Below are 13,037 nucleotides of genomic sequence, written 5' to 3' on the forward strand. Positions count from 1 at the left end.
CCCGGGCGCGCCGGGCGGCTACTCGCCGATCCGGACCAGCGCCAGGGTGATGTTGTCCGGCCCGCCCGCCTCGATCGCCGCCTTCCACAGCTCGAACGCGGCCTTCCCGTCGGCGCGGTCGGTGCCGTCGTGCGGGCCGGTGAGCAGCTGGGCCAGCTCCTCCTCCGGCACCGGGTCGGTCAGGCCGTCGCTGCACACCAGGTAGCGGTCGCCGGCGGCCAGCGGCACGGTGCGCACGTGCGGCTCGACGACGGTCGGCCCGAGCGAGCCGCCCAGGGTCTGGGTGACCACCGAGGTGGTGTGCCGTCCGGGCGGCAGCGGCGGGCTGTCGTCCACGCTCACCCGGCGCAGCTCGTCCGGGGCGACCTGGTAGACCCGGCTGTCGCCCACGTTGAAGACCACCGCCTGGCCGGGCATCAGCACCAGGCCGGCCACCGTGGTGCCCATCGCGGCCAGCTCGGGCTCGCCGGCCGCGGCCGCGAACACCGCCCGGTTGCAGTCCTGCAGCTCCTCCCGGACGGCTTCCTCGCCCTCCAGGCCGGCGCCGTCGGCGGCCAGCCGGCGGGCCACCAGGGCGCTGGCGACCTCTCCGCCGAGGTGGCCGCCCAGGCCGTCCGCCACGGCGACCACACAGGGCGGGCCGAGCGGGAAGAGCAGGGTCTGCGGGTTGCCGGTCACGGTGGCGCAGAGCGTCCACGGTCCGACCGTGAGGCTGTCCTCGTTGTGCTCCCGCACCAGGCCCTCGTGGCTCAGCGCGCTCACCGCGATGTACGCCGCCATCGGTTCGCCGCCCTTTCGGAGCTCCTCCCTCAATTGTCGGCGGGAATAACGATTCGCACCCGGGTGCTAAGGTGGTTGAAAGTTTGACGATCTGGCCCGAGGGCCGCGAGAGCCCCGAAACCCGGGGCCGACCTGGAGTGTGGTGAGCAGCATGCAGTTCGGAATCTTCACCGTCGGCGACGTCACCCCCGACCCGACCACCGGCCGCACCCCGAGCGAGCACGAGCGGATCAAGGCCATGGTGGCCATCGCGCGCAAGGCGGAGGAGGTCGGCCTCGACGTCTTCGCGACCGGCGAGCACCACAATCCGCCGTTCGTCCCGTCCTCGCCGACGACCATGCTCGGCTACATCGCGGCGCAGACCGAGCGCATCATCCTCTCCACCTCCACCACGCTGATCACCACCAACGACCCGGTGAAGATCGCCGAGGACTTCGCGATGCTCCAGCACCTCGCCGACGGCCGGGTGGACCTGATGATGGGCCGCGGCAACACCGGCCCGGTCTACCCGTGGTTCGGCAAGGACATCCGCCAGGGCATCCCGCTCGCGGTCGAGAACTACGCGCTGCTGCACCAGTTGTGGCGCGAGGAGGTCGTGGACTGGCAGGGTCGCTTCCGCACCCCGCTGCAGTCCTTCACCTCCACCCCGCGCCCGCTGGACGGCGTCGCGCCGTTCGTCTGGCACGGCTCGATCCGCAGCCCGGAGATCGCCGAGCAGGCCGCCTACTACGGGGACGGCTTCTTCGCGAACAACATCTTCTGGCCCAAGGAGCACTTCCAGAAGCTGGTCGAGCTCTACCGCGAGCGCTACGCCCACTACGGCCACGGCACGCCCGAGCAGGCGTACGTCGGCCTCGGCGGGCAGGTGTTCATGCGGAAGAACTCGCAGGACGCGGTGCGGGAGTTCCGTCCGTACTTCGACAACGCTCCGGTGTACGGGCACGGGCCCTCGCTGGAGGAGTTCACCGAGCAGACCCCGTTGACCGTGGGCAGCCCGCAGGAGGTCGTCGAGAAGACGCTGACCTTCCGCGAGTCCTTCGGCGACTACCAGCGCCAGCTGTTCCTGATGGACCACGCCGGCCTGCCGCTGAAGACCGTGCTGGAGCAGCTGGACCTGCTCGGCGAGCAGGTCGTGCCGGTGCTGCGCGAGGAGTTCGCCAAGAACCGCCCGGCCGGGGTGCCGGACGGGCCGACGCACGCCGCGCGGGTCGCGGCCCGTACCGAGGAGTCCGTGGAGGTGGCCAAGTGACCGTGTTCCGACTGGTGGTGGTGAGTGCCGGGCTGAGCAAGCCGTCCTCGACCCGGCTGCTGGCCGACCGCCTCACCGAGTCGACCGTCCGGCAACTGTCCGACAGCGGGCGGCAGATCGACGTCACGGTGGTCGAACTGCGCGACCTGGCAACGGAGATCGCCAACAACTTCGTCACCGGCTTCCCCGGCGCCGCGCTGCGCGCGGCGATCGAGGCGGTGACCGGGGCGGACGCGGTGATCGCGGTGACGCCGATCTTCACCGCCTCCTACAGCGGCCTGTTCAAGTCCTTCTTCGACCTGGTCGACCACGACGCGCTCACCGGCAAGCCGGTGCTGATCGCCGCCACCGGTGGCACGCCCCGGCACTCGCTCGCCCTGGAGCATGCCGTCCGGCCGCTGTTCAGCTACCTGCGCGCGGTGGTGGTGCCGACCGCCGTCTACGCGGCCACCGACGACTGGGGCGCGGCGGGGGACGGGCTCACCGACGGCCTCCCGGGCCGGATCGACCGTGCGGCGGGCGAGCTGGCGGCCCTGCTGGCCGGCCGCGGCCCGGCGGCGCCGGTGCTGCCCGAGCAGGTGGTGCCGTTCGCCGAGCAGCTGGCGGCCCTGCGGGCCTGAGCCGCGCGGACGGAAGGGGCGGGCGGGGCGGGTGTGCGGGGGCGCGCACCCGCCCCGCCCGCGTGCGCGTCGTACGCCGTCCGCGCGGAGGCGAGCTCGCGTCGGCGTTCCCCCGAACGGGCTGAACGCCTCCCTCCAACGGCCTCCTCGGGTGATCCGCCCGAGGGGGCCGTTCGGGTGCGTGGTGCCCGTGCCGAATTGTCTGGTATGCGGTGTAATCGTACGCATGATCACCGTTCCGGCGGTGTCCCCGCCGTTCGTCGGCCGCAAGCTGCCCGGGATCGAGCCGCCGATCCTGGCCGGCGCCATCGCGGGCCGGCAGTGCAGCACCCCGGCGATCACCACGGTCACTCGCGCGGCAGGTCGGCGGCGAGCGGCCGGGACGGGGTAGTTGTTCCGGCTCGCCGAGCAGACCGGCGTCGTGCTGCTCAACGGCGGCGGCTTCGACGGGCCGGAGTGGTCCGTGCGGGTCTCGCCCGCCAACCTCGACGACCTCGACGACCTGAAGATCGGCCACCACCCCAGGCAGGTCTTCGCCGAATACCGCACCGAGCGGGAAGCCTCCCGGGCCTCCTGAACCACCCTGGAGGAATCCTCACCATGCAGGCCGAACCGCAAGCCGTGCTCTCCCCGCTGACCAGCGCGGCGGTCTTCCTGGTCATCACCGTCGAGCCCGGCGGCGAGGACGCCGTCCGTGACCTGCTGCCCGACCTCGCCGGGCTGCGCCGCGCGGTCGGCTTCCGGGCCCCCGAAGGAGGCCTCACCTGCGTCACCGGCATCGGCTCGGACGTGTGGGACCGCCTCTTCGACGGCCCCAGGCCGGCCGGCCTGCACCCCTTCCAGGAGGTGGCCGGCGCCCGCCACCGGGCCCCGGCCACCCCCGGCGACCTGCTGCTGCACCTGCGCGCCGCCCGGATGGACCTCTGCTTCGAACTCGCCACCCGGATCACCGACCGGCTCGCCGGGGCGGCCACCGTGGTCGACTCCGTCCAGGGCTTCAAGTACTTCGACGACCGGGACCTGCTCGGCTTCGTCGACGGCACCGAGAACCCCGAGGGCCGGGCCGCCGTGACCGCCGCCGTGGTGGGGGAGGAGGACCCGGCCTTCGCCGGCGGCAGCTACGTCGTCGTCCAGAAGTACCTGCACGCGATGGACAAGTGGAACGCGCTGAGCGTCGAGGACCAGGAACGGGCGGTCGGCCGCACCAAGCTCACCGACATCGAGTTCGACGACGCCGTCAAGCCCGCCGACTCGCACGTCGCGCTCAACACCCTGACCGGGCCGGACGGCGAGGAGCGGAAGATCGTCCGTTTCAACATGCCGTTCGGCTCCTTCGAGCGCGGCGGCGAGTACGGCACCTACTTCATCGGCTACGCACGCGACCCGGAGGTGACCGAGGAGATGCTGCGCAACATGTTCGTCGGCCGCCCGCCCGGCACCACCGACCGGCTGCTCGACTTCTCCACAGCCGTCACCGGGTCGCTGTTCTTCGTCCCGACCGCCGACTTCCTCGGCGCCCCGCCGCCCGCGCCGGGCGCTCCGCCCGCGTCGCCGAGCGCGTCACCCGCGCCGCCGCCGAGCGCCCCGGCTTCGACTGGCTCCCTCGGCATCGGCAGCCTGCGCAACACCGTCTGAACCGGACTTCCCGACAAGGACCCGCACTATGGACAACCTGCACCGCGACCTCGCCCCCGTCTCCGCCGCAGCCTGGGTGGAGATCGAGGAGGAGGCCCGCCAGACCTTCAAACTCCACATCGCCGGCCGCCGCGTGGTCGACTTCCGCGGCCCCGAGGACACCCCCCTCGCCGCGGTCGGCACCGGCCACCTGACCGGCATCGAACCACCCGCCGACGGCGTCCAGGCCCGCGCCCGCGCCGCGCAACCGGTGGTCGAGTTGCGCGTCCCCTTCACTGTCCACCGCGACGCCGTCGACGACGTCGAGCGCGGCTCCCGCGACTCCGACTGGCAGCCAGTGAAGGATGCCGCCCGCACCATCGCCCTCGCCGAGGACCGCGCCGTCTTCGAGGGCTACCGCGCCGCCGCCATCGAGGGCATCCGGGCCGGCTCCACCAACCCGCCGATCCAACTCCCCGAGGACGTCCGCGAATACCCCGAGGCCGTCAGCCGCGCCCTCACCGCCCTCCGCCTGGCCGGCGTCGGCGGCCCCTACTCCCTCCTCCTCGGCGCGGACGCCTTCACCGCCGTCAACGAGACCAGCGACCACGGTTACCCCGTCCACAACCACCTCGCACGTCTCCTCGACGGCGAGATCATCTGGGCCCCCGCCATCGAAGGCGCCTTCCTGCTGTCCGCCAGGGGCGGGGACTTCGAACTCGTCCTCGGCCAGGACCTGGCCATCGGATACCTCTCCCATGACGTGACCACGGTGCAGCTCTACCTCCAGGAGTCGCTGACTTTCCGGGTTTACACGGGAGAGGCGGCCGTCGTTCTACGGGGCTAGCACCAGATCGGCATGGACGCGAGGATCTGGGCTATGTGCATGAGCATGTTCATCGTTCCGGGTGACTTTCTCGTTCTGGAGTTTACTGCTCGATCGCCGATAGCTAACCAGGTATCGGCCTCGAAGATCAAGCAAGCATTCGCCCGTGGAACGACATTTCTAAATGGGGGGCTATGAGAGGTGCTCGTCTTCGAGGACGGCAAGTGCCGAGCGGGCTCGTGCGGCCTCATCCGCCATGCCGGCGCGCTCGGCTTGTTCGGCCGCCGCGGTCAGATATTCGAAGGCGGCCGTGATGTCTCCGAGGGCTGCCTCGCAGCGGCCCAGCCCGCGCAGGGCGGCCGCTTCCTCCCTGGCGGCACCGATTGAGCGGGCCAACTGCCGGGCGACCGCATGCTGATCCTGCGCCTCCTGGTGCCGGCCTGCGGCCAGGAGGGTCTCGCCCAGGGCATTGAGAACGTCGGCCTCGTGGCGGACACTGCCGGCCTCCCGGAACGTCGCCAAAGCCTCCCGGTAGAGCGAGAAGGCATATTCGAGCTCTTCGGGGATCGTCAGTGTCGCTGCCAGGTTGGCACCCACCACGGCGAGGTCGAACCGTGCCATGCAGCCGTCCCCGATATCCAGGACGAGCTCGAATGTCGCGCGGGATGCCGAATTTCTCCCGGCGATCAGATGGAGCTCCCCGATATTGTTGAGAATGCGCAGTTCGAGAACTCTGTCGTTGAATTTCCGGGCCAGCGGGAGGGCGCTGTTGTAGGTGTCCAGTGCCAGGTCCGAATTTCCCGTGGAGCGGTGCAGGATGCCGATGTTGGCGAGGCAGCGTGCGACGTTCCATTCGTCGCCCTTCTCCTCTTGAATTCTCAGTACCTCCTCCTGGAGGGACAAGGCCTCGTGGAGTCGGCCCTGGCTCCACAGCAACCGCCCGAGGAGGCTGAGGGCGTCCGCCGTCGCGTCCGTGTCGCCCTCGGAGCGGGCTGCGGTCAGTCCCCGTTGAAGGGCGTCGACGGCGGACGGGTAGCGGGAGGCGTTGGCGAGTGTCGCCCCCAGATCGATCAGCGCCCGAGCCTCGTACCGATCGTTCGCCTTCGACCGCCAGTGCGTCACGGCCGCCTGATGCATGTCGTGGGCCTCGCTCCAGTACGCCTCGGCGTCCAGGTGGCCCGCGAGGACGTGGGCGAGCCAGGCGCCGATCTCGGACTGTCCGACGTTGTGCGCGTGCGTCACCATGGTGACCAGGTGCGCGTGTTCGGTTTCCAGCCAAGTCTTCGCGGCTTCTTGGGAGTTCAATTCAAGATCAGCCAACACGTCGGCTGGGTAATCAAGTTGGTCGTCCTCTGGGAGGGGAATCCTTGATCGGCGCGGATAGAGCAGGCGGTCCGCCAGGTCGGCGGCGTGCAGGGTGAAGCAGAGCATCCGCCGGATCGCGGATCCCCGCTGTTCCTCCTCGGTGTCCAATGCCACCGCGAACTCCCGCAGCAAATCGTGCAGTTGGTACCGTTCCGGGGCTATCTCCTGAAGTAGATGACAATTCAGCAGCGTTTCGAGGACCTGGTCCGTTTCATCCACTGTTCTCCCGATCAAAGCCGCCGCTGCGTGCAGGCCGAAGTCCGCCCCCGGGTGCAGCCCGAGCAGTCGGAAGGCCGATCGTTGACTCGCCGAAAGGTACTGGTAGGAGACCTCGAAGGCTCTCGCGATGCTGTCCGTTCCGTTGCGGATCTCGGCGAGGCGACCGGTCCTGCGCGCGAGGCGTCGAGCCAGATGGTCGAGGGTCCAGGACGGACGGGCCTTGAAACGGCTGGCGGCGAGCTCGATGGCGAGAGGCAGGAGGCCGCAGCGGTTCACGATCTCGACGATGCTGCCGCGGTCGTTCGCGCGCTCGGGACCTACCACGTTCGTGAACAGGGCCACGGCGTCGTCCACGGGCAGGACGTCGAGGAACACCGGCCGGGCGCCCGGGAGGTCAGCCAGTCGCTGCCGACTGGTGACGATGATCAGGGCGGACGGAGCGGGCGGCAGCAACGGCCGCACCTGAGCCGCGCTCGACGCGTCGTCGAGGACGACGACGGCCCGACGGGAGGACAGCGCCTCGGCGCAGAGCGTGAAGATCTCGTCGGCGTCGAGCGGGATGGTGGTAGCGGGTACACCGAGGCGTCGCAGCAGCACTGTGCCGGCGCCCTCGGGGGAGAGGGAGAGCTGGTTGCCGACATGGGCGCGCAGGTTCAGATAGACGTATCCGTCGGGAAAGTGCTCGCGCATCAGATCGGCGGCGTGCAGGGCCAGTGTGGTCTTGCCAACCCCCGGCATGCCGAGGACGGCGGAGACGCTCACGACACCGCCGTTGGCAAGCCGGTTGGCGGGGTCGGGGAGGACGCGGCGGAGGTCGTCTCTTCGGCCGATCAGCTGGTGGCGTCCGGGAGCGTGGGCGGGAGCGGCGGGTTCGGGCGGTGGAGCGACCTTTGCGTGGCCCGCTGGGCCCGGCAGCGGCTCGCCGCGCAGCATGAGGTGGTGCAGCCGGGTGAGCGGTTCACCGGGTTCCGTGGCTAGCCGGGCTCGGAGTCGTCGGACGACGGCGGGGTAGACGGCCAGGGCATCGGCCTGACGGCCGATGGCGTAGAGCGCGGTCATGAGGTGGCCGGCGACACGCTCGTCGGTGGGGCGTTCCTCGTGGAGGGCGGTGAGCTCGGGGACCAGCTCCGGGTGGCGGCCGAGACGGAGATCGACCTCGATCCGCAGCAAGGTGGTGGTCAGGTGCTGGTCCGTCATGAGAGTGCGGGTGTTCCGGGCCCAGTGGCCGGGCAGGCCGGCGAGGGGTTCGCCGTACCAGAGCTCCATGGCGCGGCTCAGCACGGTTCTGGCCTGGTGGTCCTGCCCGTTCTCGGCGAGGAGTCTGGCCTGTTGGGAGAGATCGAGATATTGGTGCCAGTCAATCAGATGGGGGTCGGTCCGGAGGGTGTACGTGTGCGATCTGGTGCTGATCGCGGGTGGGTCACCGATGGTGTGCGACTCGGCGGTCCGGGCGGCCCGTTTCAGGAGTGCGCGCAGGTGGGAGACGTGGCTGTACAGGATTGTCAGCGCGCTCGGAGGTGGTTCCTCGTCCCACAGGCGGTACACGAGCGACGCGTGGGACAGGGGTCTTCCGACGTCGAGGGCCAGGATGGCCAGCAGCTGTCGGCGCTTGTCGGAGTGGATCGCCAATGACTCACCGTTTACCGACAGTTCAACTGAACCCAGGAGATGGAACTGCATCTCGACGCCCCCCGCCGGTTGGCTACCAGCTTGCCGTGTCGCGGGTGAGCATGGCATGCCATCCGGGGTATGGGCTATACCACGGCGGTCTACTGCAATGGGCGCTTCAGGGATATTCTTCCCGTGATGGTCCGTCATATGGTAAAACCGCGCCGATTTTTCGTCTGAGGCCAGGGGGAGCCAGTGACAGTATCGACCGTGATCGGTGGTCGCCGGTGAGCGACGACTTCAACCTGCCGCAGGGTGTGGTGCGGAACTCGCTGTCCGGCGCCGGGAACGTGGCCGGCTCCGTGGTGCAGGCCGGAACGATCCACGGCGGACTGCACCTGCATGGGCCCGGCCTGCCGACTCCTCGGCAACTCCCGCGATCTCCGAGGCGGTTGATCGGAAGGGAGGGTGACCTTGCGGCGCTGGACCGATCGCTGGCCGCCGAGAAGGGGGCCGCGACGGATGTCACCGTCGTGGTGACCGGGCCGGCCGGGGTGGGGAAGACCGCGCTGGCCGCACAGTGGCTGCGGGGCCTTTCCAGGCGCTTCCCGGACGGCCAGCTGTACGCGGACCTCCGCGGCTACGCGCCGGGTGGGCCGGCAGACCCGGCCGAGGCGCTCGGAGCGTTCCTGCGGGCCTTCGGGATCACGCCGGTGCCGAGCAGCCTGGAGGAGGGCGCGGCGCTCTGGCGCTCGCTGGTGGCAGAGCGGCGGATCGCGGTGCTGCTGGACAACGCATCGACGGCTGCTCAGGTCCGGCCGCTCCTGCCCGGTTCGGACCATACGGTGGTCGTGGTGACCAGTCGGCGCCGACTCACCGGGCTGGGGATCGACGGGGCGGTGTTCCGCCCGCTGGGGCTGCTCGCTCCGGAGGCGTCGACCGAGATCCTCGCCGAGCGGGTTGGCGAGCGTCGCGTGGCCGATGAGAGCGCCGCCGCAGCCGAGGTGGTGGACGCCTGCGCCGGGCTGCCGCTCGCGATCTGCCTGGCGGCGGCGCGCATCGCGGCCCGTCCGGTGCAGTCGCTCGCGGCGACCGCCGAGGTGCTCGGGCGCGGCACGGACCGGCTCGCGGCACTGAACGTGGAGGGTGAGACCGTGGAGGACCTGCTGGACGCCTCCTACGAGGTGCTGGAGTCGGCTGCGGCCCGGCTCTACGGGCTGCTGGGCCTGCTGCCCTTCGCCGAGTTCACCCTGGAGGTAGCGGCCGTGGTGGCGGACGTGGACCTGGTTGGCGCGGATCGCCTGCTGGACGGGTTGATCGATGTGCACCTGCTGGAGGAGGTGGGGCCAGGCCGGTTCCACTTCCACGACCTGGTGCGGCTGCATGCCCGGGCATACGGCGAGCGGGTGCGGGATACGTCGGTGGGGCATGCCGCAGCCGATCGGGTGGTGGACTGGTATCTGGCCTCGGCCACAGCCGCCGAGGCGATCGTCTCCCCGAGCCACCGTACGCTCGCCCGTGACTACCTCGGCCGATCGGCCCATCCTGCCAGGGAGTTCGAGGACGACGTGCAGGCACTGGGTTGGCTCGACGAGGAGCGCGATCGTCTCGCGGACGTCCTGCGATGGTCGGCGGAGCGCGGTCGTAATGCCGCCGCCTGGCAACTGGCTGACGCCATGTGGCCGTTGTTTCTCCGGTTGCGTCCGGCGCGACTGTGGGTCGAGGCCCATCGGATCGGATTGCGGGCGGCACGGGCCGACGGCGACCAGGTCGGCGAGCTGCGCATGCTCACCTCCGGCGGGAACGGGCTGCGGAACGCGGGTGAGTCGTCGGAGGCGGCGCGCTGGTTCGCCGAAGCTCTGGAACTCGCAGGGGAGTTGGGTCATCCGTTGGCGCAGGCCGACGCACTGTACGGGCTCAGCCAGACCCACCGGGTGGCGGGCCGGCTGGACGAGGCCGCCGGCTGCCTGCGGCAGGTGGTACACCTCCGGGAGTCCGAGGACTACTTTCGAGGCTCCGCGCTGGCCCGATTGGCGTACGGCGAGGTGATGCTGGCCGCGGACAGGGCGGTCGAGGCGGTCGGCCCGATCGAGCGGGCGTACCACGAGCTGTCCTCGATCAGGGACGACTACGAGGCGGCCCGGGCGATGGCCTTCCTGGGGTTGGCGCACGGGAGGCTGGGCGCGTTCGACCGGGCCGAGGCCTGCATCGAGGAGGCCCTCACGGGCTTCCGGGCCCGACTGTCGGTGCACTGGGAGGCCCGGACGCTGGAGTTCGCAGGTGAGGTCGAGGAGGAGCGCGGCCGTCCGGCCACCGCGCGTACCCGGTTCGAGCAGTCGTTGGCCCGCTACCAGGAGGCCGGTGCCGCGGCCGAGGCGGCCAGACTGGCCGGCCGCCTCGCCGCGTACGTTGCCGACTCCGCCGTCACCTCCCGACCCGGCGACGCGGGAGCCTGAGCCAGGGCTGCGCCGACTCGGGGGAGTGGCACCTGGCGGTGTTGATCCCGGTGACGTCGGTCAGGGCCCGGCCGGCGGCCAGCCAGGCGTGCGCCAGAGAACCGAGGGTCAGCGGCAGAGCGGGCGCGCTGGGGTGGTGGGTACCGCGGGCCGGTCGCACGATGAGCCGTGTGCCGGTCCGAGCGAGGATCAGCACGGTCCCCGCCCGGTGTTCGGCGGTGGTCACCGCACAGCCGGGGTGCGCGGACAGCACCCCCACGAGCCGCGCGAGGAGGTCCGACGCCGGGAGGAGCCCGACATGGAGCACATCGGCGTGACGGCGCCAGCGGAAGCCCTCGGGGTCGGTCAGGTCGAGTGCGAGGTGCTCGTCCACGAAGCCGGGGCAGGGACGGCCGGGGTGGGCCCCGGATGGCGGGCGAGTGGTCAGCGACCCGTGGCGGACACCAGCTGGTGAACTCACGTGGGCCTCGAACAGGGTGACGGCCCGGTCGGCCGTCGGCGGCGGACCGCCGGCCGGTACGAGCCGCACCGTGTGCAGAGTGGCGGTCATCCCGCCCGCCGGACGCCGGGTGCTGGGGCCGGGTCCAGGGGATCGGGCAGCGGGAGCACCGTCGGTTCCGGACTGTGCGCGGGCTGGCCGAGTCCGAGCATGCGGTACAACAGGCGGCGGGCGTTGCGGTCGAAGTGACCGGGTTCGGAGCTGATCCGGGCGGCGATGGCGGCGTAGTCCTCCGGCTGGTACTGCTCGGCGGCGTAGGCGAGTTGGTCGGAGAGCGGGTGTCCGGGGGCGAGCGCGGGAGCCGTGCGGGCCAGTTGGGCGGCCGGCGAGCGTGGGTTGACGTGGCGGTGCGGGTACTCGGCGAGCAGGACGGGGGCGCCGGTCATCGCACCGTACAGGGTGACCGAGCCGTGGTCGCCGATGATGAAGTCCGCGGCGATCAGCAGCGGCCGCCAGTCCGTCTCCGGCGGGATCACCGTGACGGCCCCGCGGGCAGTGGCCGTCGCCCAGGAACGGACCTGCCACGGGCTGTGCATGGCTGAGACATTCGGGTGCACGAGCAGAGCGGCCCGGTAGCCGTGTCGGGGAAGTTCCGCCGTCAATCTGGGCAGGACGGCGTCGAGCCGGGTGAAGAGAGAGCCCTCCCCCCAGGTGGAGGAGACCAGGACGAGCTTCTCGTCGGGCCTCAGCCCCAGCGCGGCGCGGTAGCAGTCGCGGCGGGGCAGCGCGGCGGCGATTCGGTCGTAGCACGGGTCGCCGATCACCTCGGCAATCGGTACGGCCTCCGGGCAGCCGCGGCCGAGTTCGACCAGTTCCTCCTCGTGGGCCAGCGCGTATGCGGCAGGGACGAGCCGGCCCTCCCAGTACAGGTAGTCGGGGCCGAGCCCGATGGCCGTCCGTTCCCCATCCGGGCCGCTCCGCCGGGACAGCTTGATGTTGCCCGCGCCGTGCGGGAGGCGGACGACCGGGCCGTGCAGCTGCTCCAACCCCTGTGAGCCGGCGGCCAGCACGAGGTCGAACTCGCGTCGGACCGCCTGCCCCCAGGGCAGTACGGTGCCGCCCAGCGCCCGGATCCGCTCCGCCGTGCCCCCGTTGAACATGTGCGGCGCCACCGTGAACTGCACGTGGACCCTCAGGTCCGAGGCGAGCAGCGAGTAGATGTCGTGGAGTCTCTTCGCGTAGACCACCGTGTGGGCGACCACCAGCACGTCCTTGCACTCCGGCAGCGTTGCCCAGGGGCCGTTGTTGCTCCAGGTCGTGGTGCCGTGCCTCCCGTTCGTCGCCGTGGTGTCCTGTTGCCCGTGCACCAAGGTCATTCCGATCCCCCTCCTTGATCCCGGTCGGGGCCGTCGACGAGCCCCGTTGCCGATGCTCCCCGCGCGGCCTGGCGGATTCCATGACGGGATCTGGCGGCTGCTTGCGGAAACCTTGTGTCCGCTTGCCGGGGAGACAGGACCGGCGTGTCGAGGGTCAGAAGACGGGAAGGGTACTGAGTTCCTTTACCAGGGGTACTGAGTGCCGTATTCTCTCGGTGGAGCCTCTGACACCAGTCGAAGAGCGCCGACACGGTATGCCGGTCCAGGTGGCGCTTGCGGCGCGCGGGGCGCGGCCGGGCCGGACTTGGCACTCAGTACCCTCGGCATGACGTGAGGCCATCGACCAGTGCGACCGTGACAGGAGAACCACTCATGAGCTTGAGGATCGTCGTCTGTGTGAAGTACGTGCCGGATGCGACGGGTGACCGTCGGTTCGCGGACGACCACACCACCGACCGGGAGGGTGTGGACGGCCTTCTGTCGGA

General features: G+C 70.7%; 10 protein-coding genes and 2 pseudogenes. 8 read left to right on the forward strand and 4 right to left on the reverse strand.

Features of this window, described 5'->3' with window-relative positions; translation table 11 throughout:
• Positions 1-18: 18 nt before the first annotated feature.
• Entirely contained in the window at positions 19-780 is a 762-nt protein-coding gene (locus ACIO5E_RS03865) for a PP2C family protein-serine/threonine phosphatase (RefSeq protein WP_400663326.1), read from the reverse strand.
• Positions 781-931: 151 nt separating this feature from the next.
• On the opposite strand from ACIO5E_RS03865, the gene ACIO5E_RS03870 reads away from it, so the two are divergent.
• The 6 genes and pseudogenes from ACIO5E_RS03870 to ACIO5E_RS03895 all read left to right on the forward strand — a co-directional run bounded on the left by ACIO5E_RS03870 (position 932) and on the right by ACIO5E_RS03895 (position 5,110).
• The gene (locus tag ACIO5E_RS03870; protein WP_400663329.1) at positions 932-2,029 is read left to right on the forward strand and encodes an LLM class flavin-dependent oxidoreductase; all 1,098 of its coding nucleotides are present in this window, start codon (positions 932-934) and stop codon (positions 2,027-2,029) included.
• The gene (locus ACIO5E_RS03875; RefSeq protein ID WP_400663332.1) at positions 2,026-2,649 is read left to right on the forward strand and encodes an FMN reductase; all 624 of its coding nucleotides are present in this window, start codon (positions 2,026-2,028) and stop codon (positions 2,647-2,649) included. Before ACIO5E_RS03870 ends, ACIO5E_RS03875 begins: the two co-directional genes overlap by 4 nt.
• A 226-nt stretch (positions 2,650-2,875) precedes the next feature.
• Entirely contained in the window at positions 2,876-3,040 is a 165-nt protein-coding gene (locus ACIO5E_RS03880) for a hypothetical protein (protein WP_400663335.1), read from the forward strand.
• Positions 3,041-3,226: pseudogene (locus tag ACIO5E_RS03885) on the forward strand (aspartate 4-decarboxylase); the annotation flags it as partial.
• Positions 3,227-3,249: 23 nt separating this feature from the next.
• Entirely contained in the window at positions 3,250-4,284 is a 1,035-nt protein-coding gene (locus tag ACIO5E_RS03890) for a Dyp-type peroxidase (protein WP_400663337.1), read from the forward strand.
• A gap of 28 nt (positions 4,285-4,312) precedes the next feature.
• On the forward strand, positions 4,313-5,110 hold the full coding sequence (locus ACIO5E_RS03895) for a family 1 encapsulin nanocompartment shell protein (protein ID WP_400663340.1): 798 nt from the start codon (positions 4,313-4,315) through the stop codon (positions 5,108-5,110).
• A gap of 171 nt (positions 5,111-5,281) precedes the next feature.
• Here ACIO5E_RS03895 and ACIO5E_RS03900 read toward each other — a convergent pair whose 3' ends face one another.
• A complete protein-coding gene (locus ACIO5E_RS03900) occupies positions 5,282-8,353 on the reverse strand; it encodes an AfsR/SARP family transcriptional regulator (protein ID WP_400663343.1) in 3,072 nt (1,023 codons plus the stop codon).
• A gap of 215 nt (positions 8,354-8,568) precedes the next feature.
• On the opposite strand from ACIO5E_RS03900, the gene ACIO5E_RS03905 reads away from it, so the two are divergent.
• The gene (locus ACIO5E_RS03905) at positions 8,569-10,737 is read left to right on the forward strand and encodes an ATP-binding protein (protein WP_400663346.1); all 2,169 of its coding nucleotides are present in this window, start codon (positions 8,569-8,571) and stop codon (positions 10,735-10,737) included.
• Here the strand turns inward: ACIO5E_RS03905 and ACIO5E_RS03910 are convergent.
• Positions 10,706-11,287, reverse strand: coding sequence for a hypothetical protein (locus ACIO5E_RS03910; RefSeq protein ID WP_400663348.1), 582 nt, complete (start codon positions 11,285-11,287; stop codon positions 10,706-10,708). The two genes, ACIO5E_RS03905 and ACIO5E_RS03910, sit on opposite strands and share 32 nt — an antisense overlap.
• Positions 11,284-12,552, reverse strand: coding sequence for a hypothetical protein (locus tag ACIO5E_RS03915; RefSeq protein WP_400663351.1), 1,269 nt, complete (start codon positions 12,550-12,552; stop codon positions 11,284-11,286). Before ACIO5E_RS03915 ends, ACIO5E_RS03910 begins: the two co-directional genes overlap by 4 nt.
• A gap of 372 nt (positions 12,553-12,924) precedes the next feature.
• On the opposite strand from ACIO5E_RS03915, the pseudogene ACIO5E_RS03920 reads away from it, so the two are divergent.
• A pseudogene (locus ACIO5E_RS03920) lies at positions 12,925-13,037 on the forward strand (electron transfer flavoprotein subunit beta); the annotation flags it as partial.

This window comes from Kitasatospora sp. NPDC087314, from assembly GCF_044744365.1.
Classification (GTDB): Bacteria; Actinomycetota; Actinomycetes; order Streptomycetales; family Streptomycetaceae; genus Kitasatospora.

Bases quoted from the DNA above. Each gene is read 5' to 3' on its own strand.
- ACIO5E_RS03865 (WP_400663326.1), bottom strand. From the start codon at position 780: ATGGCGGCGTACATCGCGGTGAGCGCGCTGAGCCACGAGGGCCTGGTG.
- ACIO5E_RS03870 (WP_400663329.1), top strand. From the start codon at position 932: ATGCAGTTCGGAATCTTCACCGTCGGCGACGTCACCCCCGACCCGACC.
- ACIO5E_RS03910 (WP_400663348.1), bottom strand. From the start codon at position 11,287: ATGACCGCCACTCTGCACACGGTGCGGCTCGTACCGGCCGGCGGTCCG.
- ACIO5E_RS03900 (WP_400663343.1), bottom strand. From the start codon at position 8,353: ATGCAGTTCCATCTCCTGGGTTCAGTTGAACTGTCGGTAAACGGTGAG.
- ACIO5E_RS03915 (WP_400663351.1), bottom strand. From the start codon at position 12,552: ATGACCTTGGTGCACGGGCAACAGGACACCACGGCGACGAACGGGAGG.
- ACIO5E_RS03880 (WP_400663335.1), top strand. From the start codon at position 2,876: ATGATCACCGTTCCGGCGGTGTCCCCGCCGTTCGTCGGCCGCAAGCTG.
- ACIO5E_RS03890 (WP_400663337.1), top strand. From the start codon at position 3,250: ATGCAGGCCGAACCGCAAGCCGTGCTCTCCCCGCTGACCAGCGCGGCG.
- ACIO5E_RS03895 (WP_400663340.1), top strand. From the start codon at position 4,313: ATGGACAACCTGCACCGCGACCTCGCCCCCGTCTCCGCCGCAGCCTGG.